Annotated in this window: 24 protein-coding genes and 1 tRNA gene; 15 read left to right on the forward strand and 10 right to left on the reverse strand. The window is 33.9% G+C overall.

The genetic code is table 11. The features are described from left to right. Window positions 1–97 precede the first annotated feature (97 nt). On the reverse strand, window positions 98–2,605 hold the full coding sequence (locus IE051_RS12660; RefSeq protein ID WP_189361194.1) for a TonB-dependent receptor: 2,508 nt from the start codon (window positions 2,603–2,605) through the stop codon (window positions 98–100). A gap of 193 nt (window positions 2,606–2,798) precedes the next feature. Here IE051_RS12660 and IE051_RS12665 point away from each other — a divergent pair, with 193 nt between their 5' ends. From IE051_RS12665 to IE051_RS12685, 5 genes are all read left to right on the forward strand, one after another. Further along, window positions 2,799–3,803, forward strand: a complete 1,005-nt coding sequence (locus tag IE051_RS12665) for a LacI family DNA-binding transcriptional regulator (protein WP_189361196.1) — start codon at window positions 2,799–2,801, stop codon at window positions 3,801–3,803. Between the two features lie 350 nt (window positions 3,804–4,153). After that, on the forward strand, window positions 4,154–4,294 hold the full coding sequence (locus tag IE051_RS12670) for a hypothetical protein (protein ID WP_189361198.1): 141 nt from the start codon (window positions 4,154–4,156) through the stop codon (window positions 4,292–4,294). Window positions 4,295–4,402: 108 nt separating this feature from the next. Beyond that, window positions 4,403–6,415 carry a tetratricopeptide repeat-containing sensor histidine kinase gene (locus IE051_RS12675; RefSeq protein WP_189361200.1) on the forward strand — a complete coding sequence of 671 codons (2,013 nt, stop codon included), beginning with the start codon at window positions 4,403–4,405 and terminating at the stop codon, window positions 6,413–6,415. 10 nt (window positions 6,416–6,425) lie between these two features. Further along, complete coding sequence (locus tag IE051_RS12680; RefSeq protein ID WP_189361201.1) at window positions 6,426–7,100, forward strand: response regulator; 675 nt, start codon at window positions 6,426–6,428, stop codon at window positions 7,098–7,100. Between the two features lie 464 nt (window positions 7,101–7,564). Further along, a complete protein-coding gene (locus IE051_RS12685) occupies window positions 7,565–8,041 on the forward strand; it encodes a hypothetical protein (RefSeq protein ID WP_189361203.1) in 477 nt (158 codons plus the stop codon). Window position 8,042: 1 nt separating this feature from the next. Here the strand turns inward: IE051_RS12685 and IE051_RS12690 are convergent, their stop codons facing one another. Further along, entirely contained in the window at window positions 8,043–9,164 is a 1,122-nt protein-coding gene (locus IE051_RS12690; RefSeq protein ID WP_189361205.1) for a glycosyltransferase, read from the reverse strand. Next, window positions 9,164–10,141 carry a lysylphosphatidylglycerol synthase domain-containing protein gene (locus IE051_RS12695; protein ID WP_189361207.1) on the reverse strand — a complete coding sequence of 326 codons (978 nt, stop codon included), beginning with the start codon at window positions 10,139–10,141 and terminating at the stop codon, window positions 9,164–9,166. The genes IE051_RS12690 and IE051_RS12695 overlap by 1 nt, the downstream gene beginning before the upstream one ends. A gap of 27 nt (window positions 10,142–10,168) precedes the next feature. Between IE051_RS12695 and IE051_RS12700 the strand changes: the two genes are divergently transcribed. The 8 genes from IE051_RS12700 to IE051_RS12735 all read left to right on the forward strand — a co-directional run bounded on the left by IE051_RS12700 (window position 10,169) and on the right by IE051_RS12735 (window position 15,911). Beyond that, window positions 10,169–10,810, forward strand: a complete 642-nt coding sequence (locus IE051_RS12700; RefSeq protein WP_189361208.1) for a cell envelope biogenesis protein OmpA — start codon at window positions 10,169–10,171, stop codon at window positions 10,808–10,810. Beyond that, window positions 10,810–11,358: a crossover junction endodeoxyribonuclease RuvC gene (gene ruvC, locus IE051_RS12705; protein WP_189361210.1), complete on the forward strand. Its 549-nt coding sequence runs from the start codon at window positions 10,810–10,812 to the stop codon at window positions 11,356–11,358. The genes IE051_RS12700 and ruvC overlap by 1 nt, the downstream gene beginning before the upstream one ends. 12 nt (window positions 11,359–11,370) lie before the next feature. Next, window positions 11,371–12,516, forward strand: a complete 1,146-nt coding sequence (gene hemW, locus IE051_RS12710; protein ID WP_189361212.1) for a radical SAM family heme chaperone HemW — start codon at window positions 11,371–11,373, stop codon at window positions 12,514–12,516. Window positions 12,517–12,528: 12 nt separating this feature from the next. Further along, a complete protein-coding gene (locus tag IE051_RS12715) occupies window positions 12,529–13,278 on the forward strand; it encodes a cyclase family protein (RefSeq protein ID WP_189361215.1) in 750 nt (249 codons plus the stop codon). Further along, a complete protein-coding gene (locus IE051_RS12720) occupies window positions 13,279–13,887 on the forward strand; it encodes a DUF4230 domain-containing protein (RefSeq protein WP_189361217.1) in 609 nt (202 codons plus the stop codon). Beyond that, complete coding sequence (locus IE051_RS12725; protein WP_189361219.1) at window positions 13,887–14,255, forward strand: MmcQ/YjbR family DNA-binding protein; 369 nt, start codon at window positions 13,887–13,889, stop codon at window positions 14,253–14,255. The genes IE051_RS12720 and IE051_RS12725 overlap by 1 nt, the downstream gene beginning before the upstream one ends. A gap of 131 nt (window positions 14,256–14,386) precedes the next feature. Continuing rightward, window positions 14,387–15,214 (forward strand): hypothetical protein, encoded by an 828-nt coding sequence (locus IE051_RS12730; RefSeq protein ID WP_189361220.1) that lies wholly within the window; start codon window positions 14,387–14,389, stop codon window positions 15,212–15,214. 118 nt (window positions 15,215–15,332) lie between these two features. Then, window positions 15,333–15,911 carry a PhnA domain-containing protein gene (locus IE051_RS12735; RefSeq protein WP_189361222.1) on the forward strand — a complete coding sequence of 193 codons (579 nt, stop codon included), beginning with the start codon at window positions 15,333–15,335 and terminating at the stop codon, window positions 15,909–15,911. Between the two features lie 147 nt (window positions 15,912–16,058). On the opposite strand, the gene IE051_RS12740 is transcribed toward IE051_RS12735, so the two are convergent. The 3 genes from IE051_RS12740 to IE051_RS12750 all read right to left on the reverse strand — a co-directional run bounded on the left by IE051_RS12740 (window position 16,059) and on the right by IE051_RS12750 (window position 17,585). Beyond that, window positions 16,059–16,460, reverse strand: a complete 402-nt coding sequence (locus IE051_RS12740) for a hypothetical protein (RefSeq protein ID WP_189361224.1) — start codon at window positions 16,458–16,460, stop codon at window positions 16,059–16,061. A 68-nt stretch (window positions 16,461–16,528) separates the two neighbouring features. After that, the gene (locus IE051_RS12745; RefSeq protein WP_189361226.1) at window positions 16,529–17,098 is read right to left on the reverse strand and encodes a Crp/Fnr family transcriptional regulator; all 570 of its coding nucleotides are present in this window, start codon (window positions 17,096–17,098) and stop codon (window positions 16,529–16,531) included. Between the two features lie 55 nt (window positions 17,099–17,153). Then, complete coding sequence (locus tag IE051_RS12750) at window positions 17,154–17,585, reverse strand: YybH family protein (protein WP_189361228.1); 432 nt, start codon at window positions 17,583–17,585, stop codon at window positions 17,154–17,156. Between the two features lie 234 nt (window positions 17,586–17,819). Between IE051_RS12750 and IE051_RS12755 the strand changes: the two genes are divergently transcribed. Further along, entirely contained in the window at window positions 17,820–18,098 is a 279-nt protein-coding gene (locus tag IE051_RS12755) for an STAS domain-containing protein (RefSeq protein ID WP_189361231.1), read from the forward strand. A 2-nt stretch (window positions 18,099–18,100) separates the two neighbouring features. Here IE051_RS12755 and IE051_RS12760 read toward each other — a convergent pair whose 3' ends face one another. The 3 genes from IE051_RS12760 to IE051_RS12770 all read right to left on the reverse strand — a co-directional run bounded on the left by IE051_RS12760 (window position 18,101) and on the right by IE051_RS12770 (window position 21,660). Continuing rightward, on the reverse strand, window positions 18,101–19,201 hold the full coding sequence (locus IE051_RS12760; RefSeq protein WP_189361233.1) for a DUF4407 domain-containing protein: 1,101 nt from the start codon (window positions 19,199–19,201) through the stop codon (window positions 18,101–18,103). An 84-nt stretch (window positions 19,202–19,285) separates the two neighbouring features. Then, window positions 19,286–20,146: a DMT family transporter gene (locus IE051_RS12765; RefSeq protein ID WP_189361235.1), complete on the reverse strand. Its 861-nt coding sequence runs from the start codon at window positions 20,144–20,146 to the stop codon at window positions 19,286–19,288. A gap of 125 nt (window positions 20,147–20,271) precedes the next feature. Then, window positions 20,272–21,660: a dipeptidase gene (locus IE051_RS12770; protein WP_189361237.1), complete on the reverse strand. Its 1,389-nt coding sequence runs from the start codon at window positions 21,658–21,660 to the stop codon at window positions 20,272–20,274. 102 nt (window positions 21,661–21,762) lie between these two features. On the opposite strand from IE051_RS12770, the gene IE051_RS12775 reads away from it, so the two are divergent. Further along, window positions 21,763–21,844, forward strand: a tRNA-Leu gene (locus tag IE051_RS12775). A 409-nt stretch (window positions 21,845–22,253) separates the two neighbouring features. Here IE051_RS12775 and IE051_RS12780 read toward each other — a convergent pair. Continuing rightward, window positions 22,254–24,572 (reverse strand): family 16 glycosylhydrolase, encoded by a 2,319-nt coding sequence (locus IE051_RS12780; RefSeq protein ID WP_189361239.1) that lies wholly within the window; start codon window positions 24,570–24,572, stop codon window positions 22,254–22,256. Between the last annotated feature and the right edge of the window lie 399 nt (window positions 24,573–24,971).

Consider the following 24,971-nt stretch of genomic DNA (forward strand, 5'->3'; position numbering starts at 1 on the left):
AAATTCTTTTTTTAGAATTGGAAATATTAATAGCTAATAAGGCACTTACTTTTGTAGGTGCCTTTTTAGTTGTTATTGTTCCTAAAAATTTTAGTAATTAAAACTCTTTTTTACCAAATTCACTATCAATAAATTTAGACTTGTTTTTAGTGTTTCTGAAGGTGTAACTTAGATTTAGCATGACCATGTCTACTTCATAGACGTAGTTGGTTGTTGTGAAGAATGAATTGGGTTCTGATGTTGTAATACGCTGTTCATTGGTATTTAATAATCCCATGTCCATATTCTGCCATTGTAAGGTAGCTACTAGCCGGTTTTCCAGGAAGCTCTTTTTAAAACTTAGATTAGGCGAGTAGAACCGAGAGTCTTCTCCTTGAGCCGTTTTACGTTCTGATAAATAGTTAAATGTAAATTGAAGTGTTGCTGTGTCTGTAAAGTCATAGCTGCTATTCAAGTTAAACGAGTATTGTGTGGCGTTACCTTTTATAATTTTGCCATCGTACTCACCATCTATTTTAAAGTTGTAAATGTTTGCACCAAGGAAATTAGTCCATTTTTCTGTAAGGTTAAAGTTTGCACCAAATTCTACACCTAACGATTGTCCTGTTCCTACATTAGAGTAAATTCTGTCTAATACCACATTATCAAAACGCGGATCCTGCGGGTCTATAGGTGGACCGTCATAGACTTTGTTTACACGATTTACTAAATTCTCAACATGCTTAAAATAAGCCGTGGCAAATAGTGAATTACTTTTTCCTAGTTTTTTTGTGATGCCTAACTCAACTAAATCTGTAAATTCTGGCAATAGGTTTTTATCTCCTTGTTCTAAGGTTTCTGAGTGTTCACGTTCTCTAAACGGATTCAGTTTAAAAGCAGACGGGCGATCTACACGTTTGCTGTATGATGTTTTTAAGGCAGTGCTCTCATTTATATTATACTGCAGTTGTGCTGAGGGGAATAGCTTTTCGTAGTTGTAATATAAGGTTTCCTCAGTAGTGCCTGCTTTATCGGCAAGCATTAATTCTCTGTCTAAAATCTCTAGGCGTAAACCAGCAGCGTACTCCCATTTATCTTTAGCTCCGGTAAGTTGAACATAGCCAGAATGGATATTCCTTTTTAAGTCAATATCACTTGAAAACATGTCAACGCGTTCAAAATCATCATCATAATCATATCTCCTACCGTAATAAAAATCACCTCTATTGTTGAGTGTTCTAAATTGGTAGCCTGTTTCTAATGTGCCAAAAGAAAAAGGCTTTAAAGTGTAATCTATTTGCGTTCTAAATCCATTTAACGGGTTGTCATTGGTGTTGTATTCGTCTTGAATAAGATTTTCTGTGTCGGGGTAATTTAAATTTTGATTGGTTGTTGGTCCTCCTAATTGCGTAAACTCATACAGCACTGAACCTGATAAGGTAGACGTGTTTTTAAATAGGTGCGTATAATCTAAACTACCTAAAATAAAATCACCTCTTCTTATTCTTAAGTTTTCATTTAAATAGGTGAGTTCAAATATTTTATTGTCTTCATCACCAACAGGGTAAGCTTGATTGTTATAGATAATATCTGCGGTTCTAGCTTTATCTCTTTTTCCTGCGTAAAATCCTAAGGAGAAATCGTTGTTTTTGTTAGGAGTGAAATCAACGGTGAAACGTCCGGAATAGTTTTCTTCATCGAAGCTGCGTTCGCCATCTGAAGGGAATTCAGTATAAACCCCATCCACAATGGTATACACAAAACCTTCACGTCTTCCACTTATATCTTTACGTTGGTATGAGGCACCTAGTGATATGTTCCATTTGTCTTTTTTAATGTTGTATATGCCGTCAATCCCATAGCGTTGTGTATTGGCTTTGTTATCATAATTTTCAATAGAAGGCAAACCGGCATTCACGTTAATTTGGGCGAAACTTCCATTAAGGGCTCCCTTTTTTGTGATGATATTCATTAATCCAGATTTTCCTTCTGGATCATATTTAGCGGATGGCGCTGTAATCATTTCAACGCGTTCTATGGCATTGGCAGGTATTTGATTTAGAAAATCAGACGGACTACCTTGAATAGGTTTTCCGTTAATCAAAAGCACAAAACCTTGATCCCCCCGTACATTTATTTCACCTTGGCTATTAATGGTAACCGATGGTAGGTTTCTTACTATATCGGTTGCAGACCCGCCTTGTGTGTTTTGAAAAGTTGAAGCACTATAGACTTGACGATCTATTTTATTAATGACGGCAGACTTTTTAGCTTTTACAAGAACTTCATCTAATTCATCACTATTGATGGCCAAAGCAATAGTACCCACAGATACGGGAATGCTTCTCTTGATTACCGTTATGGATTGTATTGTTTTGGTTTCATACCCCATAAAAGAAGCCTCTAAGTAATAGTTGCCTTTGCCAATATTATCAATGCTAAAGCTACCATCTTCAAGCGTAATGACTCCAGTGACTAGTGATTGGTCAGACGTGGAATAGAGTGCTGCCGTGGCGTATTCTAAAGGTGCTTCTGTTGGAGATTCTACTATCCTCCCTGTAATCTGACCAAAAATAGAAGACGTAAATAAAGTGAAAATAATGAGTAATATGGAGGTTTGTTTCATTCTGTTTATTTCGATTTTAACTGCCTTTATTTTAGGCATGCAAATGTATGGAATAATTTCATTTACCTAATAAGTAGGATAGGACTATACCAATCGCAAATGGTTTAATACGATATTACGGCATGATGTAAATATTTTCGAGTTGGTAGCAGTTATTTTGTAAATTGCATGTCTTATAACGCAGCGCATATATATGGTTACATTAAAACAATTGGCAAAAGAATTGAACGTATCAATTTCAACAGTTTCTAAAGCATTGAATAATAGTGATGAAATTGGTGAAGAAACAGTAAAACGGGTTAAAGAACTTGCCAACTTGTATAATTACCGACCAAATAAGATGGCTCTAAGTTTAAAACAAAACAAAACAAAGACCATTGGTGTTATTATTCCGAATATTTTAAGTCGTTTTTTAGCCAAAGTACTTTTTGGTATTGAGCGCGAAGCGAATAAGCATGGGTATAATATCATTACATGTATTTCTAATGAGTCTTTAGATAAAGAAAAGGAAAGTTTACAATTATTAGGAAGCGGTAGCGTAGACGGGTTTATTTTGTCCGTGGCACAAGAGTCTCAGGTTAATAATGAAATAGATCACTTTAAACGTACCATTAGTAATGGTTTGCCTATTGTAATGTTTGATAGAGTGGCGCATGATGTTATGTGTGACAAAGTTATAGTTGATGATTTTGATGCCACCTATAATGCGACTAAAAGCCTTATTCGAGAGAAAAGAAAAAATATTGGCTTTATTAGTAATATTAATGATATAAGCGTTGGTAAGCTCCGAGAGCGTGGCTATAATAAAGCGATATTGGAAGAAGGAAAACAAGAGCCTATAGTTTTGAAGATTAAAAAGAAGGATGATCCTCAAAAAAAGATAAAGTCATTTTTTAAAAAAAATAAAGGCATTGATGCAATTGTTGGAGCAGACAGTTCTTCAGGAATCATTGCTCTAAATATGGCAGTTGATTTAGGATTAAATGTTCCGAAAGATATTTCCGTAATCGCTTTTGCCAGTAAATCAGATTCTAATCACACCTTCCCTAAACTTACCACTATTAGACAACATGCCAAGTCTATTGGCACTAATGCCGCTGAGTTACTCATTCATAGAATTGAAAACGCGGCAGCTAATGAGCGTATGAAGACTAAAATAGTAAAAACAAGCCTTGTAAAGAACAAGTCTACGCTATAGAACTGATTATTCATACCGTTCGTCGATGTATTTCATCGGTAAAATAAAGCATTTAATCGATAATTTTTCGGTTCCCTTGAATATTTGGGTTATTTCGTTGTATAAATGAGCGACCAACCATTTCCCTAAGTTCATTTCATATTAATTAATCCTTTTATCGGCTTTTTACAAGTCAAAAAATTCCTCAAAATGAAATCGATGTGTCTTCGGACGGCATAATTTGCATTCGATTTTAAGTTAATTATCCATTTTATTAGGTGTTATAGATTTTGTTTTTTAAAATCTGTTTAGTCTGAGTATTTAGACCATTAGGTCTTGTTTAAAATGTATAATCTTAAAATTGACCAAATATGAAAGCCTTAAAAATTACCTTAGTTTTAGTAGTACTTATTTCATCATTAACATCATGTACTAAACAAGATTTATCAGAGGATGATGTGTTAAACGCACCAGAAATTGAAGCTACTGGGGAAATAGAAGCGTTCAGATAGTATAATCAAACATAAATATCATAAAGCCTTATCAAAAGATAAGGACTTTATGTGTTATATACATTCAAAAAAAATGGATACATTTGGGTGACTAATTGTTTTGTGGCCTTGAATCTTAAATTTTTCATTTTATTTGTTTTTTATAGTACTTTTCTTTGTTCTCAAGAGGATCTTAAATCTGATTTAGATAGTATTCAATATTATTTACGTCATTCAGAGAAAATCACATCAAAGAATTTAGAATCTAGCGTAAAATTTTCGTTACGAGCAAAATCATTATCCGAGAAGCTCGCCATAGACTCCTTGGTTTTACAAAGCGAAATAAACCTGTTATCCGCCTATTTCATTAAAGGGGAAAATCCCCTGTTTTTAAAGCACAGTCATAAGTCTTTGAAACTTGCAAAAAAAATTCATGATTCTACTTCATTGGCTGTTGTAAATAAAAAATTAGGATATTTTTATTACGATAAACTAGTAGATAGTGCCTATTACTATAATTCTAAGGCAGAGAAGCTATTTCATATTTTAAAGGATAAATTTAATAGAGCAGTGGTATTGTTAGATATTGCATTGCTCCAGTATAATGGCAAAGATTATACAGGAAGTGAGCTAACAACTATTAATGGCCTTTCCTTATTGGATGACTTAGAGGAAACTCGGGAGGTTATTAAGTATAAATCTTATTTTTATAGTAATTTGGCTTCAGTTTTTGGTGCATTAGAGCAATACGAAGAAGCTATTGTCTACAATAACAAAGCTATAGACATACATAAAGATTTGTATGGTAGTGGCAGTATACCCGTTGCCAGACAAAAAAGTAATTTGGCCATTGTATATAGAAATTCCAAACGTTATGATATTGCTCTAAAATATTATACTGAAATTTTAGCCTATGAAAATTTGGTTAATGAAAATCCTGGTTTTTATGTTGCAGTATTGGGTAATTATGGATATACACTATATTTAATGGGGCAAACGGAACAACTTCCTAAGTTGTATTTAGATGCCATAAAAATATGTGACAGTATTGGTAATACCTATCGATCTATTATAATTTATCGGCGCTTGTCAGAGTATTACCAAAGTGAAAATATTAAGGATTCAGCAAAATTTTATGCACATAAGGCTAAAACTAGAGCCGAAGATTCTTTTGATGACGAACTATTGGAATCCTTATTGCTTCTTTCGAAAATTGAGGAGGATAGTATCGCTGTAAAACATTATGATGCCTATATTACTCTTAATGATAGTATTATAAAAAACGAAAGAACGCTGCGTAATAAATTCGCGAGAATTCAATATGAAACCGATCAAATAGAAAAAGAAAATATCCAAATTGCTAAAGAACGTTTATGGCTTTTAATAATTTCAGTTGTTGTGGTTATTGCTTCCTTTTTATTATATCTTTTTATTACGCAGCGCAATAGGAATAGGGAGTTGCAATTGGTTCAAAAGCAGCAAGAAGCAAATGAAGAGATTTACAACCTAATGCTTACTCAAAATGAAGTTATTGAAGAGGCTCGAACTAATGAGAAAAAGCGAATTTCTCAAGAACTGCACGATGGTGTTCTAGGGCGTTTATTTGGAACTCGATTGAGCTTAGATAGTCTTAATATGAACAATAGTATTGAGGCTGTTAAAACGAGAAGTGAATATATTGATGGGCTAAAAACCATTGAGGAAGATATTAGAAAAGTATCTCATGAGCTTAATACAGATTTTGTCTCAGGCTCTGGGTTTATTGATATTATCAAAACCTTAATAGAAACACAAACCCTTGCTTACGGACTTAAATATGACTTGAAACATGATGAGGCCATAATTTGGGATGAGTTAGATAACAAGAAAAAAATTCATATTTATAGAATCGTTCAAGAGTCCTTGCATAATATTTATAAACACGCCAATGCTTCGCACGTAAGTATTAGTTTTAAATTGAAAAAAAATGTAATTTGCTTCACGCTTAAAGATGATGGTTCTGGCTTTGATGTAACTAAAGCAAAATCAGGAATTGGATTGAAAAATATGAATTCAAGAATTAAGGAGATAGCAGGTAACATAGACATAAAATCTGAAATTAATACAGGAACTACAGTTATAATAGAAGTCCCAATAACATAAACCCAAATTTATGACCGAGAAAATAAAGATATTAATGATTGATGATCATCCTATGATTATAGAAGGTTATCAAAACACACTGCTGTTTACAAAAAAGGATAATCAAGAATTGATAATCGATATCGCCAATAATTGTGATGAGGCCGTACGAAGCATGGATAAATCAGTTGAATTGGATCTGCCTTATGATATTTTGTTTGTAGATATTAGCCTACCACCCTCATCAGACGGTTCAATGACTTCTGGGGAAGATTTGGCCGAGTACGCCAGAAAGATTTTGCCCAATGCCAAAGTAATTATTTTAACAATGTTTAATGAGTCATTTAGAATTCATAATATTATTAAGACTATTGATCCTGAGGGCTTTTTGATTAAAAGTGATTTGACTTCAAGTGAACTGGCTAGTGCATTTCAGGCGGTACTTAATAATCCGCCGTTTTATAGCGGGACCGTAAACAGTTTTATCAGGAAATCAATTACTAATGATATTGTGATTGATGATAAAAACCGGAAGATACTTTATTTGTTATCTCAGGGCGTAAAAACAAAGAATTTAGCACCACATTTAGATATCTCATTAAGTGCTGTTGAAAAGCGAAAAAAGCAACTTAGGGAAATTTTTGAAGTTAATGATGGACAAGATGAAACGTTGCTTCGAGAAGCCAGAAAGACTGGTTTTGTGTAATCGATTGTAGCAAATTTGGATTTGTGAACATTTTTTTTAAAAAATATACGATTTTTTTTGGTCTTGAAAGATGCGCTATAGTTTAAAACTACTACTTAACCGCAAGTCTACTGTGGTTTTCCCGCAGCTTAAAAAGAAAGAGATTACTTATATTTGAATATTCATTCTTCAAAAACTAATTAATTCCTCAATTATTTTTGTCGATAATAGCAAATTATAATACCCTGCAGAAGTGAGAGACCTGCAGGGTTTCTTTTTTTAATGTCAGGATTTCTTTGATGCTTAATGAATTATTAATAGCATGGATGGTTTAACATGCCATAGACTTCTAATAAATAGTCGTTTTGAGATGATGTGTCTTTTTTGTTAAATAGATCTGGTAAGTTCTTGTACTGCGTTAATTTGCTATAGAATACAGATTAATTTTTGAAATAAAATTGTATTTTTCAGTTTTTAACCATACCATGAAATCATTTTTTATTATTGTCTCTTTTTTTGTGCTTTCATCATGCGATAATTTGAATGTAAAAAAAACATCTTCAGAGGCTATTTTAAACGAAGAGTTACAGACCTTTAATTGGGATGATGTTGATGTGTATCCTAGTTTTTCAGTCTGTGATAATTTGTCTTCAAAAACGGAACAACAAGCGTGTTTTCAAAACACTTTAGTGAGTCGTATTACAGATTATTTAACAAAAGAGGACCTTGTAGTGACACAAGATATTAATGATACCATACTCTTAAGCTTTCGGGTTGATAGATTGGGTAAATTGACTGTGCTCCAAGTGGATCTCGATTCTATTACTGAACGAGAAATTCCAAATATTAAGAGGTTAATTAATCAAAGTTTAGATACATTACCAAAGGTTTATCCAGCAATTAAAAGAGGGCAACAAGTTATTACAGAGTTTAATTTGCCTATTATTATAAATGTAAGGTAGCCTAGTTTTTAAAAGTTCTTCCTTTCCAAGCGTATCCAAAAAATAGAGATTTTAAGGCTATGTAGGCGCTGAAAAATGGGTAAATTAAAAAGCCTAACGGATAGGTTTTTAGTACCCTTTGTTGGTTGAAAAAACGAGCAGATTTAAAGATAATTAAGAAATCGATATTAAACTTAATAAATAAAATATAGGCAAAAATTTTCAAGTCAATACTAGTGGTTAATAAAAGCAGAAAGGCTAAAGTTATATAGGTGTTCATAAAAAAAACAATGCTACCCATGGCTTTGCCAAATGAATTGTAAGCCTTTGTTTTTGACGCCCATCTTACATGTTGTGCAACTAATCTCCCCCAAGTAGGTTGTCCTGTAGTAGATACAATAGCGTGGTTACATTTCAGGTATTGCACCTGTTTATTATTGGCTTTAACCATTTTTTCAAGAAGAAAAATATCGTCACCACTAGCTCTATTAGTGTTGCCTTTAAATCCCTTAAGTTCATTGAACAATGCTTTGCGGTAGGCGAAATTAGCGCCATTGCTCATAAATGGTTTGTTAATTCCGAAACCGCCAATGGTAGCACCTTGTAAACTGAGATGATTTAGTAATTGAAACTGCTTTAAAAAGGTCCCTTCTTGAATATAAGAAACAGGCGCTGCTATGCAAGAGGCGTCCCTTTGTTGAATGAATTCATCATAACTATTAAGCCAGTATTTAGGAAGGACGCAATCAGCATCTGTTGTGATAATCCAATCGTAGTTAGAGTTTTTTATGCCTAAGCTTATGGCGTCTTTTTTTGGTGATCCTGTTTGTCTTGTATTGGGTAATATTTTGAAGGTTAAATTAGTATCCACCATGAAATTGTTAATGATTTCTACAGAATGATCCTCAGAGGCATCATCAAGAAGAATGACTTCAAATAAGTGATTGGGATACTCAAGTGCTTGTAAAGATTGCAATAACTTGGGTAAGTGCTCTGCTTCATTTCTAAAAGGAATCACAATTGAAAATTTCGTTTTAGACGGGAGGTCATTTAGATGGAATAATTTTATTTTATCGAAACCGTAAACAAAAAATCCTATTGTAATTAAATAGAGTAGGGTGATGCAAATACCAAATATCATCATTACAATGCTGCGCTTTTAACTGGTTTAAAATTCAGGACAAAATAACTACCTATGAGACTGGGGAAAACAAAATTTAAGAGCCACATCAAGGTTGTGATGCATAAAACGCTTAGTTCATTAACATCTAGGAAAGAGAATAAATACACGGAAACACTCCCTTTAATAACAACATCAAAAATAAATATTGATGGTAGCACCGAGACTATAAGATACATGGACATTATAACAGACATGGCATCAAAATAGTTGATATTCACTTGGAATAATTGGAGCAAAAAATAAAATTGGAAGGAGAAAATAAGGTATCTAGAAAAAGAATAGAGTAAGCCTTTAGTTAATAGTATTTTGGGATAGCTTGAAATACGCTGTTTTAATTTAGGAATGGAAAGACCGGCTATGGTGTATTTACTGTAATTAAGTATGACAAGTAGGGTGATTAGAATCACGACACTAAAAAGCGTGTATACTAAAAGATTATTATAATCAAGGGCTAATTGATTGTAGTTTAACCAGAGGTAGCTTAGACCAACACCGCCTAAACAGATGGTAATAGACAATTGTAGTAAGTTGCTTAAAAAATTAATAAGCAAAATAGATTTTCTTAAATTCGGTTGAAAATAAAGTGCTTTCGCACCGTATTCTCCAATTCTATTAGGTGTGAATAATGAAGCTGTTAACGACCCAAGACTTTGTGCTAAAGCGGCTTTAAAATCAATCTTTTTTATGGGATGAACAAGGGATTGCCATTTTAATGTTTCCAGTAACCAATTAAGACAAGTAAGTACTAACAGCACTAGGGTGTTTTGAATTGATAGAATGTTTTTGCTAGATATAATATTGAAGAAATCAGTGTATGTGATTTCTTCTAGACCAGCTATTTTAAAGTATATGAATGCAAATGATGCGATGACAATACTTAGCTTAATAAGTATAAAAAATAATTGATTAGTTTTGTATGATTTGATAAGCGCGGTCATTGGTGCAAATTAAACTAATATTAATTAATGATATTAAAAAATATAGGAAAAAGCAGAACATTAATATGTTCAATTGTATTAAGTTTTTGCTTTTTTTTGGGCCTGTCTCAAGGGGATACAAGTACAATAAAAGCGCAATTTGCTCTAGGTATTAATAGCCCTGCTGCTAATGGTTTTGTGGCCGACTATAAGTCAAAGGCTATAAATTTTCCATCAATAAACTTAGGGGTTCAATATTTAGGAGCAAAAGGACTGGGCGGGAAGCTCGATTTTGGTTTTAATCGATTTTCAAATGCGAATGATTCGCCTGAATTTAAAACAAATTATACGCGTATAAATGGCCAATTGGTCTATGACCTATCTCGGATAGTTTGGTTTTCAAATAGAGTGGTACCTTTTGTTCATGCTGGCCCAGGAATAACTCTAATAAAACCTTTGGGTAATTTCGGAGAGAATAATACCTCCTATTTAAATGCTATGACGGGTTTAGAAGTGCATTACGGTATTTCAGATATTCTATCAATATATTTAGATACGTCTTATATTTTTGGATTTGGAAAAGATTTTGATCCCGTTTTTAAAGGTTTTGGCGCTTTTAATGGGAATTTATTAACAGTAACTATTGGGGCATCTATTTCCTTAAGTGGTTGTTATTATTGTAGAGATTAATGCAGGAAAGAATTATTTTAGGAATTGACCCTGGTACAACCATAATGGGATTCGGACTCATAAAGGTAGTGGGTAAAAAGATGGTTTTTTTGCAGCTTAACGAGCTAGACTTAAAGAAGTATAGCGACCATTACATAAAGCTAAAACTTATTTTTGAACGTACCATTGAGCTTATAGATAGCTATAATCCTGATGAAATTGCTATTGAAGCACCTTTTTTTGGTAAGAATGTACAAAGTATGCTGAAATTGGGAAGAGCTCAAGGGGTGGCTATGGCTGCTGGTTTAAGTAGAGAGGTTCCAATAACCGAATATTTACCAAAAAAGATAAAAATGGCTATTACGGGTAATGGTAATGCCAGTAAAGAACAGGTGGCTAAAATGCTACAAAGTTTACTAGGTCTTAAAACACTTCCAAAGAATTTAGATGCCACTGATGGTTTGGCGGCAGCTGTATGTCATTTTTATAATTCTGGACGTGTTAATGTGGGTAAAAGTTATTCGGGATGGGATGCTTTTGTAAAGCAGAATCCTAAAAAAATTGGTTAGTCTTATGTATTAATGGCAGGTATCTATATCCATATTCCATTTTGTAAACAAGCATGTTTTTATTGCGATTTTCATTTTTCAACGTCCTTAAAAAAAAAGGATGAACTCATGGCTTGTTTGGTTAAGGAATTGGAAATTAGAAGTGTAGAATTAGCCAATCAAACTATTGAAACCATTTATTTTGGTGGAGGTACCCCTTCATTGTTAACAATTGAAGAATTACAATTACTTCTTGAAACCGTACATAAGTTCTATGCGGTCAGTGAACATCCAGAAATTACTTTAGAGGCTAATCCTGATGATTTAACTAAAGATCGTATTATCGAATTCTCTAAAAGCCCAATTAATAGATTAAGTATTGGCATTCAGTCTTTTTTTGATGATGATTTAAAAAGTATGAATAGGGCACATAATGCTGAGGAATCAAAGTTGTGCTTGGAATATGCATCCAAGTATTTTGATAATATTACTATTGATCTTATTTATGGCGTTCCAGAGATGAGTTTAGAGAAATGGAATAAAAATTTAGATATGGCACTACGTTTTGGGGTCAATCATATTTCAAGTTATGCACTCACTGTGGAACCTAAAACAGCTTTAGATGCATTTATTAAAAAGGGAATCTATCCGCCATTAGATGAAGACCTGGCATTACAGCATTTTAATGCTCTTGTAAAAAAAACAGAAAGGTATGGACTAGTGCATTATGAAATTTCAAATTTTGGAAAACCACATTATTTTTCAAAACATAATACCAGCTACTGGCAAGGGAAGTCTTATCTTGGAATAGGACCTTCAGCCCATTCATTTTTTGGAGATACACGCAGTTGGAATGTGGCTAATAATAACAAATATATTCAGGCTATTCAAGGCGGGATATTACCACGTACTGCCGAAAAACTCTCTAAACAGGATCAGTTTAATGAATACTTAATGACTGGTTTACGCACCATATGGGGTGTGTCCTTTAATAAAATTGAAACTAATTTTGGTCTAGACTTTCTCGAACATTTAAAAATAGTTTCAGAAAAGTTTATAAAACAGGAGCTACTTATCTTAGTCCATGAGCAAGAGCCGCATCCTGCTAGTATTTTAAAAACGACAACAAAAGGAAAATTTTTAGTTGATGGAATTGCTTCAGAATTGTTTATGATTTGATTATATTTGAGTATGATCGCAGCTATTCAATATAATTCCAGAAAACTTCAAATTAATTTAAATGAACCTATTGATATTTCTATGCCGCTTAGGGCATCAAAGAGCAATGTAAATGCATGGTATGTAGATGAACCAAAGATAGAACCTGCTAGAGATGGCGAGTGGATCGCAAGTGTTAAAGAAGGCGCTTGTATTAATTTTAATAATATCTCTTTTAATCCACATGCCCATGGTACACATACAGAGTGTGTGGGTCATATTACGGAGGAGGTATACTCTATAAATGAAAATTTAAAGCAATTTTTCTTTTTGGCAGAAGTTATCACCGTGGCTCCAGAACGTTTTGATGACGATTTGGTTATTTCTAAAAAACAAATACAGTTTGCTTTGGGTAATAAAAAGCGTGACGCCGTAATTATTAGAACGATGCCCAATACTAGAGATAAAATTTCTAGACAATATTCTAATACCAATCCAACATATTTAATGGAAGAGGCAGCTATTTATTTGAGGGAAAAGGGGGTGAAACATTTGTTAATAGATTTACCCAGTGTTGATAAAGAAAAGGATGATTGTCAGCTTTTAGCGCATCATGCTTTTTGGAATACTAAAGGTAAGTTGCGAATGGATGCGACCATAACCGAGTTTATTTACGTGTCTAATAAGGTGGAAGATGGTAGATACTTTTTAAATTTACAAATAGCACCTTTTGAGAATGATGCAGCACCAAGTAAGCCCATATTATATAAAATTATAGACTAAATGGATGCAATTTTAGGAATTTTAATAGGTATTGTTTGTGGCTGGGGCTTGTTTGCTTATTATCAAACCTTAAAGCAAAAACAATTGGTTGACTCACAATCAACCATATTATTGGATAAAATAAAAACCGTTTGTAGATTAATCACTGTGGAGGGTGATTTTGCTGAAATTTACCATTACCAAGATGTCAAGCAGCGCTTATTGAAAATGGTGTCTAGCAGAAAGAAAGCCTTAGTGGTTATTAATGCTAAAGCTCACGTTGGGTTTGATTTGTCTAAAATAGTACTCCGCGCCAATAACAGTAAAAAGAAAATTATTCTCGAGAAATTCCCACAACCAGAGGTCTTATCTATTGAAACGAATTTGAATTATTACGATAAATCAGATGGCTTGTTTAATAAGTTTGACGCTTCTGATTTAACCGGTTTGCAAAAAGAAGCCAAATTGCACATCAAAGACAAAATACCTGAGAGTGGTCTTATTCAGGCCGCACAAAAAGAAGCCTTAGAAGCTGTGTTACTCATAGAGACTATTGTAGAAACCATTGGTTGGAAATTAGATTACTCAGATCTTAAAATAGAAGAAAGTAAAATGGCCGAAATACAATAATGGATATTGAACAAATTAGAACGTATTGCTTAGGTAAAAAGGAGACTACTGAGGGATTTCCTTTTGACCAGGACACATTGGTTTTTAAAGTGTTAGGTAAAATGTTCGCGCTAATTTCATTAAAAAAGTGGGAACAGGGTGAGGCAGCCATTAATTTAAAAGCAAATCCCGAATATTCAGAACTTCTTCGAGCAGACTATAATAGTATTCGTCCTGGATTTCATATGAGTAAAAAACATTGGAATACGCTTTATATTCACGAAGGTGAATTGACTTCAGATTTCATTAAAACCCTTATCGATCATTCTTATGATATGGTTGTTCAAGGTATGACTAAGAAAAATCGCGATCGTTTGAATGTAAAGTGAATCATTTTAATTTTTGTATATTTCACGAATAGTATCTCTCAATATCGTATTAATAGCATAATCAACACCCGTCCTAAGTCTTAAAGTAGTATTTAATTAACCCTTATATTAACTTTAATTTTTTAATGATTATGAAAAAAACCAAACCATTTTTCGTGGCAATTGTATTATCACTTTTGCTACTCAGTTCAACCACTATTTTTGCTCAAGAAGGGGAAGATAAAGGACCGCAATACATGACCCTAACCACCTTGCATTGGAATATGGATTATGAAGACTTTGATATGGATACATGGAAATCTGTTGAAAAAGAGTATCTCGATAAAGTAACAGCTAAGAATGAGCATGTTGCTGCGTCATCCTTTTATTTACATCAATTAAGTCCTGATAATAGAGAACTGATATCCGTAAGGGTGTATGATACCTGGAATGATATTGAAAAAGCTGCTGAAAGAGATTGGGAGTTAGCAAAAGAGGCCTGGCCCGATGAGGCAGAAAGAGATGCGTTTTTTAAAAAACAAAATGCTTATTATGATCGTAATCATACGGATGAAATTTATACTACATTACCCATTGTAAAACATTTGAAGGACGCTTCAAAAGATTTAATCTGTTATGTGCGTACATCGCATTTGGCTTTTCCTGAAGATGGAAAAGGCGATGAAATAAGAGCCCTAATGGGTGAGAATTTTGATAAACTTATAAAAGATAACCCATTAGTTAAAGGGTATTATCCACACAGACATGCATGGGGGAAAGATGGTACAGAAATGATGGAGGCTTACTTCTTAGACTCTTTGACTGATTTGGATAAAATGTTTGACGGTCTTGGTGATTTGATGGAAGAAGCATGGCCAGATGAAGATGCTAGAAAAGAACGATGGAAAAAATTTAATAAGTATTTTACAGGCGTTCATGGTGACGCCGTTTATAAGTTTGTAGCAGGACTTAATAAGTAAGACTACTTTTAGAGATTAACATAAAAAAGACACTTCGCTTTAGAGGTGTCTTTTTGTTTCGAACCGAATACCTAAAGTTGTTTTATTAAAACGTATTATTGCATAATAAATCATATTCATGAGTGTATTACAAACCCTAATTGATAGAAGTAACAATAGCTGCGAGTTATGCGCTTCAGCCCAAGAATTAAAGCAATATACCATCCCGCCTTCATTAAATGAAAATGTGGCGAATGACGTTTTGGTTTGTAAAACGTGTTTAGATCAAATAGAAGGTAATGAAGCCATGAATCCCAATCATTGGCGATGTTTAAATGATAGCATGTGGAATGAACACCTGCCTGTACAAATTATGGCATGGCGTATGCTACAGCGACTAAGAAATGAAGGCTGGCCAAAAGATTTGTTGGATATGATGTATCTTGATGATAATGCCTTATCCTTAGCTAGAGCCACTGGAGAAGATCAAGAGGAAAGTGAAAAAATCATCCATAGGGATGTCAACGGAGTTATTCTCGAGCATGGAGATGCTGTAGTGCTTATAAAAGATTTAAAAGTAAAAGGGTCTAGCATGATAGCTAAACAAGGTACGGCCGTTAGAAATATTAGGCTGGATCGTGAAAATGCGCAATATATAGAAGGGAAGGTAGGTGCTCAGCAAATAGTTATTATTACTGATTACGTTAAAAAATTATAGGATTTTTAGGTTGTTTAATGCTAGTGCATTTCCATGGAAAGGCTTTCCAATTGATGAACTTTGTATTTAAGACTTAGGAGAAGTCTAAAACAAACTTTGGTGATTGCGCTAATTTCTTTAACCGTTTTTTAAAATAAGTTGTATCCATTAGCGGGTTTTGTAATTGGGTGCATCATTATGAATATGATGTTTTCTCCGTAGCGCATTATATTGATTTATCGCCATTAAAAGTACAATTAAGGCTACGCCGGCAATTATATAATGGCCTGTTCTGCTTATGCCAAATGGTTGAACCATTAGAATAATAAGACTGCCAAATACCCAAAAGAAATCTTGGACAATTACCCATGAAACGGCTAGTGTTCTTTGTCTTTTAATTTCATAAACAATAGTACACGTGAAAAAAATTAGAGCCAATCCTATAATCCAAAACGGTAATGGTTTTAAGCCAAATACTTCGGCGAAGAAACTCTGGAAGACAATTAGTAATAATCCTGAGATACCAGAAAAAAGGGCGTTAATACTTAATGATTTTTGAAGTTGATTCATGATTTTAGTTTTGAACAAAGTTCATAAGTCATAGGGAAGAACCACTTGACATAAATCAAGAAAATGTATTAATTCGCGTTCTTTTTTCTTAGTCGGCTTAATGTTTCTGGAGTGATACCTAGCATTGAAGCAATGTATTGCAGCGGCACATGGTTAAATAGTTGCGGGTCTGCCTTAAATAAGGCATCAAATCGTTGTTGTGAAGATGTATGAAGTTGAGATAGTATTTTTTGTTCTAAAAGGGCAAAGGAATGTGCTAGTAAATGATTATCAAACTCCAACCATTTCGGTTGTTGTTTACATAGTGTAAAATGGGATTCTCTATCAATAATATGCAGTTTACAATCCGTTATGGCTTGTATGTTCCAAAAATTGGTGGTCTGAAAAACAAAGCTTGATAAAGAGGTAATAAATTTACCACTACTGCCAATCCAAAAGGTGACTTCTTTACCGTCTACAATATCAAACATTCTTAAATACCCAGTATCAATAAAAGCCATTTGTGTACATAGTTTGCCAGCTCTTAAGAAAAAGTCCCCTTTTTTTAAATCACGCGTATAGAAAGAAGAAAGAATAACCTCTATGCTAGAGGTATCTATTTGAGTTTCTTTAGTAATGCATTGTTTTAATGAATCCAATTATATTACTTTTTACCAGTGGGCCTTATACTATAAATAGGTGTTTGATAGGAATTCAAGATGATGTGTCGGCAATAATTTTCCACTCGCCGTTTATCTTCTTAAAAATAATCATGAAAATACCGTCGGCATTTCCAACCTCGCGCTTTATATGGTATTCACCTAATACATAATAAGCATCTTCACTTATAGGGCTAATATCATTAATTTTAAAGCTTAATTTACCAGTATGGTCTTGAGTAGGGTAGGCTTTTTTATAGCGCTTTAAAGTGGCTTTCCACCCATAAGTCACACCATTGGAACCATAAAATTTTAAAGAGTCACTTTTCCAATACCCCTTCATGAAGCCTTCAAGATCATTATTAGACCATGCTATGCGCTGTTTTTTTAAAACCTTATTTATGGCTTTAATATCGGCTTCTGCATTGTTTTGAGCATAAGTGGCACAGGTGCAAACGATGCATAAAAGTATAATTAGTTTTTTCATTTTGAATACGTTAAGATTTTGGGTATAAGAATTTTTATGAAGTAAATGTAACAAAATATTGTTTTATGACGTCAATCATCGATGAAATTGACTTTATGATTGGTTTTATCTGTAGTTAAAATCGATTGGTCGAAAAAATGATAGGTTAACTTATCATCTTTATTACTTTTATCAGGCAATTTAAGTATTGTTCTCCCTCAAGTTTTGCTATTAACTATTTAAAATCACTTAATTATGAATTTGGAAATTACAAACTGTAACAATTTTTTTAAAGTAAAAGGTACCCTAAATAAAGGTAATGTGGCTTTGTTTAAATATGAATTAAAGGATGTATTTGAAAAAAGAGATCAAGTTACCATAAGTATTAAGGACATTACAGGGATGGATAAATACGGTGTTCACGCCATGGCACAATTGCATGAAGAGGCTTTGTCTAAAAACAAAAAACTCTCAATAATAGGCTATGGTTGTAAAGATCTTTATGATCATTTTAAATCTGGCAACGCCGCTTAAAATTATAATATATTTTTTTGCTGTTTATAAAAAGCATCGGCTTGTAACTGCATGAGTTCCTTTGCTTTTTTGCGCTCATATGCGTATAAATCATCTTCTTGCTGAAGATCATTATAAATGCGATCATTTATAGCGAAATCTGTTTGGAGCATGGCTTCTCTTTGGTTTTTATTTTGAAGAACGTTTGTTTTTACGGCGGTTTCTAAATCCTCTAATTTAAAGTCATAGGCCCCCTTAGGAGAAAGTAATTTTGCTAAGATTGGAGATGTTTCAATAGCTAAAAATAGCAGGAATATAAAAAATGATGGGAGCCAGGGGAGTTTGTTCAATGCATTAACACGGGCCATTAAACCATCAAAATTATTTATTATGGGCTGAGAGCGCGTAATGGCAGCTTTGTATTGCGTATTTAGCTGGTCTATTTGCGCTTCATGGGCTTTGATTTTTTTTCTGTTTTCTAGTTTTAGTTCATTTAATTCTGCTAATAGCGCATCATGCTTTTCTCTTTTTTCTTTATATACAGGACCCTTTCCTAAAAGTCTGGTTCCTGCTGTGCCTTCAGCTTCAGAAATATAAGTGTTATATAGTTGATTAACCTCGGTTTCTTTTGTTTTAATGTCTTCCTGTAAAGCTAAAATAGAACTATTGAGAGCTTCAATTTTAGGATTGTATTGCGCCGCTATTTGATCTTTATTAGCAAGGGTTAATTCATTTTTTTGCTCCAACAATACCTGATTAATTTCTTTTTCAAAAATCTTTAATTCTAAAGGCTTAGAAATTACAATGGCTATAATTACAGCAAGTATAACTCTTGGAATGGCCTGAATGAATTCATCAAAAAAGTGGCCTGTTTTTTTAATTGTAGAAACAATGTAACGGTCTAGATTAAAAATGAGTAAACCCCAGATGAGTCCGAAGAAAATACTAGAATACAAAGTGTCAAAAACCGTGTAAAGGGCATAACTAGATGCGATAAAAGCCATAACTGCTGTAAAGAAAACCGTGGCCCCTACACCAGCATATTTATTTTGTTCACCTTTTGAGCACTGATTTAAAATATCGGTATCTGCACCCGAGCAGATAATGAAGAATTGCTTTAACATAATGATTGATTTTGATTGATGATTGACTATAAGAACGTTAAAGTTGATGATTTGTTACATAATCTTAGTCAAAACTATCATAAATCACCCTTTTCTAGAGCGCATACTTTCAATAAATACTGTCGCTAGAATAAGGCTTCCGCCAATAAAAGTGTTCAGTGTTGGAATTTCATTTAAAAAGAAAAACGCAATGATAATTCCGCAAATAGGTTGGGCGCTACCAATAATACTGGCTGTGCTTACTGAGAAATATCTTAGGCTTCCAATAAATAAAGAATGACCTATGGCGGTAGTAACTAGGCCTAATAAAATTAAATAAGGGAGTTGTGTGTCAATATTATCAATATTCATGGTAAACATAATTGGTAGTAGTATGATGCTGACTATGATTACCTGTTGGGTCATAAGAACGGTGCCGTTATATTGATTTACATGTTGTTTTAATATTAAATTTCTTAAGGCATAGCACAGGGCTGATAAAAGTCCAAAACATATCCCTTTAAGTTGGGTGTTTTCAAAGTTAAATTCTGGAGCGAGGATGTAAATACCTATTAAAACTATAATAGCCAAAAGGACATGAATAGGATTAAATTTTGTTTTGGTAAATAGCGGTTCTAGAATGGCCGTCATTACGGGAAATGTAAACATAGACAACATACCTAAAGCCACATTAGAAAGTTTTAAGGCATAAAAATAGGTAAGCCAATGGGCGCCCAATAGAAGCGCACTAAGTAGAATAGTAGGTGCGTCTTTTTTTGATTTTAGTTTTATGCTAGACTTTTTAAAAAGACAAAAAATAAACAGGAAAACTGCTGCGATGGCACTTCTACACCAAATGATTACTGGTGTAGGTAAATCTATATATTTTCCAAGGCTACCTGAAGTACTAATGAGAATAGTAGCGAGACCTAATAATAGGAGGTGATTGGTGTGTTGGTTTTTCATGAGATACGCTAATTTGTCTTAGCGATAGTAAATGTTAATTTCTTGCAGACTTCGTTTTCAGGCAAAACTATGAATATATACCTCCACTTATATTTAGTTTTTATAAAAAGATAATACGGTCCTCGTTATTTTGATAAGGCAGTAAAGTGTTTATAGAATAAAGGAATGGTCCCTATTCCTTTTAGGTAATTCCACACCCCAAAATGTTCATTAGGCGAGTGAATGGCATCACTGTCTAGCCCAAATCCCATTAAGATTGTTTTGCTTTTTAACTCTTTTTCAAAAAGAGCCACTATCGGGATGCTGCCTCCACTCCGTTGAGGAATAGGTGTTTTTCCAAAGGCCTCTTTATAAGCTTTGCTTGCTGCTTGATAACCAATGCTGTCTATGGGGGTTACGTAACCTTGCCCACCGTGATGGGGGTTTACTTTAATGTTAACACCTTTTGGGGCAATACTTTCGAAATGCGTTTTAAAGCGTTGAGTGATTTCTTCCCAATCTTGATGGGGGACTAAACGCATTGAGATTTTAGCATAAGCTTTACTTGGGATTACTGTTTTAGCACCTTCACCAATGTAACCTCCCCAAATACCGTTAACATCCAGGGTTGGTCTTATAGAATTTCGTTCGTTAGTCGAGTAGCCTTTTTCACCGTAGACCGCTTCAATATCTAATGCTTTTTGATAGCTTTCTAGGCTAAAAGGCGCTTTCGCCATTTCTTTCCGTTCAGCCTGCGAGAGTTCTTCCACTTTATCATAAAAACCAGGAATGGTAATTCGATTGTTTTCATCGTGTAAAGACGCAATCATTTTTGTTAATACATTTATGGGGTTAGCCACTGCACCACCATATAATCCTGAATGTAAATCTCGATTAGGTCCGGTAAGTTCAACTTCAACATAACTAAGGCCTCTGAGTCCAGTGGTAATAGAAGGTACATCGTTTGCTATCATTCCAGTATCCGAAATAAGAATGACGTCATTCTTTAGTTTATCATGATTGTTTTTTACAAACGTAGCAAGATTAGCGCTGCCCACTTCTTCTTCGCCTTCAATCATGAATTTGACATTACAAGGCAATTGATTTGTCGCTGTCATAAATTCCATAGCCTTAACATGCATGTACATTTGACCTTTGTCATCACAAGCCCCTCGCGCAAAAATGGCGCCGTCAGGGTGCTTATCTGTGGGTTTAATCACGGGTTCAAAAGGAGGTGAATCCCAAAGTTCTATTGGGTCAGGCGGCTGTACGTCATAATGCCCGTAAACTAAGATGGTAGGTAGGTTCTTATCAATTATTTTTTCACCATACACTATAGGGTATCCAGCAGTTTCACAAATTTCAACCTTTGAGCAGCCTGCTTTTTCAAGACTAGTTTTAACCGTTTCTGCGGTTTTGAGAACATCATTTTTGAATGCCGAATCAGCACTAATAGATGGGATTTTAAGGAGCTCAATAAGCTCGTTTAAAAAACGGCTTTTATGTTCTGAAATATAAGATTGTATCTGATTCATAAATTCTTTTTAAAGGATGTACTCAAAAGTATAAAAAAAGAAAGTTTTTTGAGACTATTAAGTTTGCAATTTAAAAATCTTGTTTATATTTGCAGTCCTTTTGCGGGCGTGGTGGAATTGGTAGACACGCTAGACTTAGGATCTAGTGCCGCGAGGTGTGGGAGTTCGAGTCTCCCCGCCCGCACTGTATAAAAGGAAAAGCCGAAGAGAAATCTTCGGCTTTTTTGTTTTTGTAAGTTTAACGATTACTTATCAACTTTTTTAAATAGCCTAAAATTATTCGTTGTGTCTAATTTTGAAATTATTTCGATTATATTTTTGACATTACTATCAAATAAGTGTCATTAAGGATTCTTTGCCGTTTAGATTCATTTTTACTTCCCTTATAAAAACTTAATAGAACTCATTCTTTGTTTATTGTAATGAGATATGAGGTTGTAAGTATTAATCCATACCGACCAGTTTTGTAAAATATTTTATTTTTTTAAAGATAAAAGGCTATCACTCAAACAAAGTTTGTTTGTGATAGCCCTCTAAATAATAATTACACTTTTTTGAATATTGTTAAAAACTAATAGAAAACATTATGGTCTCTATTGTTGTGTGATTTTAACATTATCTATGGAAACTTTACCTCTATTGTGCACACCAATAATAGCGTAATAATCACTTATAGATCCTGTTGAAATTGTAGTTGAAATACTGCCTGTTTGTCCCGTTAAAAGCGTTTTTTGATTCCACCCCTTATTTGAGCCTCCTTGTGTTTTAGATTTCGAGATAACATAAACATAAGCAGCATCTCCAGCAGTTTTTAATACCTTATAATCAAATTCTATTTTATAAGTTTTGTTTGCTTCCATTTTTTTTTCTGGAGAGAAATAGAATTCATGAAAGGCATTAGTAGGCAAATTCATGGTGTTTACGCGCCATGCCGTAGAGTTGTCAATCAAATCAACAGCCTTGGTTGCCAAAATTACTCTAGGATAAACTGTTGAGGATATTTGATTTGCTCCAGCACTGTTTATTTCGAATTTTGTATTCGAATTAAAATCTTGAATAAAGGGAGGTGTGCCTCCTCCTGTATTAACGTTAATATTTATTACATCGTTAATCCAACCCTGAGAAGTTGAATTTGTATATACCTTAATTTCATGAGCTCCAGCTGTTAAACCTGTTAGGTCAAACGAATATGGCGACATATTCTTATGACCTTTATAAACACCATCTACCTTAATTTCTGCAAAAGTCACATCTCCAGTTGATTTTGCATTAACAGTCAAAGAAGTTGACGTAATTGTTGCACCAACACTAGGGCTTGTAATTGAAATTGTTCCTCCTGTCGACGGCGGAGGCGTAGTACTACCTTCTTGTCCAGTTTCTGCACCTGTTTCTCCTTGAATAATAATATCATCAATGATATAGGCGCAATTTTTATATAAACCTAGCAACAAGTTATAATCATTACGTGATGGTGTAAACGAAAACTCTAATCGACCTTGATTATCTTGATTTGTACCAGAACCATGAATAGAATATGACGCTATTTGTTTAGGTGATGCTCCAACAGCTTCCGATTGCACAATTGCATAAGCGTATGCGCCAGACACTCTTTCAGCGGCCTTATAATTAATAGTAACGGTATAATTTACCCCAGATTTAAACATCCCTGTAGGTGTAGAAAAAGCTTCAAACCAATCTCCTGATTTTCCTCTAGAATCGATAAATAATGACTTGTCTCCGTTAATTACCTCTATTTTTGTCGTTGGTGTGGCATTAGCTATCCCCGTATTATTGGCAGAAGTTGCCGCTTTTTGCGTAGAGATTCTAACATAATCTTTATTAAACTTCTTAGCGGCTAAATCATGAATTTTATCAATGGTAATGTCTTCAAAATCATATCTATTTGTAGCTCTAGAACCATGTTTAGCATCTTCCATTGCTTGAATAGCAGCGTAGTTACTATATTGATAATATTTAACATAATCAATATCCATGTTTAAAGGTAATTCGCTAGGGTTAATCGCACCGGCAAAATTAGTACCTCCAGCCGCTAAATTTAATATTATGTAATGCTCTGCAATAGGTACAGCCTCTCCAGTATATCTAGCTTTTTGAACACCATCAACATAAAGAATAATCTCGTCAGGATTCCACTCTAAAGTAAATACCTTCCAGACGTTCGGTGTTGTGCCAATGTCAACTCCCGAAGAGTTAGCCTTCCAGCTTTGCGGAGATATATCTGTACCTCCATATCCATCCCAAAATAGGCCATAGTTAATTTTGTTTTTGGTACTGTAAATTGATGGAAAATGCTCCATAGCGTCTATCTCTGCGCCATATGGACGGTAAATATTATCAGATTCTGGCATTAACCAAAAAGCAGGCCAAGTCCCAGCATTTCCAGGCATTTTAATTTTTGCCTCAATAAGACCATATTTTAATTTACCTTGATCTGTCGATTTTCCCATAACGCACCCACTGGCATAAGGTAAGGTATGACCTCTTAGACTTACTGTTGGCTTATTTTCTAGTTTAAACCTCATGGATTTACCGTCCGATGCGGTGGCATCATTAATATAAGAAATTTGTCCTGTTTTATAGGCAGCTCCTTCATGAGCGCTAATATTGAAACTTCCTCCTACAGGAGCTTCATGGGCATTACTTACACCATAATCATAAATGTAATTTTTTCTCCATTTAGAACTGTCAAAAGAACCAAATTGATCTTCCCAAACTAAAGTAAATCCAGCTTTAGAACTGGCATTTGTTCCTGCAACCACATTCAAATCACTTTGAGGTGCTGCTTCTAAATATTTCTCAACTAGGTCAAATTCATCCTGCTTTTCGCAGGAAGGAAAAAGTAGAAAAGTCAATGAAATAGAAAGTAATAATAATTTAAATTTTGTATTCATGTTTATAAGTTTTTATTAATTAATCTTAGTGTTTTTATTAATAGCTAATACTTACTTTTCTCTCATAGGCATATTGATTTAAATGTTTATCTTATTTAGTTTTATGAAAAATTAATTCAGTAAAATTTATATTTAATCCAATAATTAAATATTCTTCAACATAAGCTTGTTCTTCATTAGTAAAAGGATTAGTAGCCCAACCTCATGGCGATTTGGATGTTATTTTTATTTGTAAACGGTTGTTATCTCAAATTCATCTGAAGAATTTAGCATAAACCATAAGTTATACTTGGTCTTGCAGAAGTAAGCGCTTCTGATACAAGGAAGGTTTTGTATTTACAATTTCAATAATAATTGGGACATTCTTTTAGCTAGAGAAACATTAACACAATAAAAGAG

It is taken from the genome of Algibacter mikhailovii (assembly GCF_014651495.1).
In the GTDB taxonomy this organism is placed as follows: Bacteria; Bacteroidota; Bacteroidia; order Flavobacteriales; family Flavobacteriaceae; genus Algibacter_E; species Algibacter_E mikhailovii.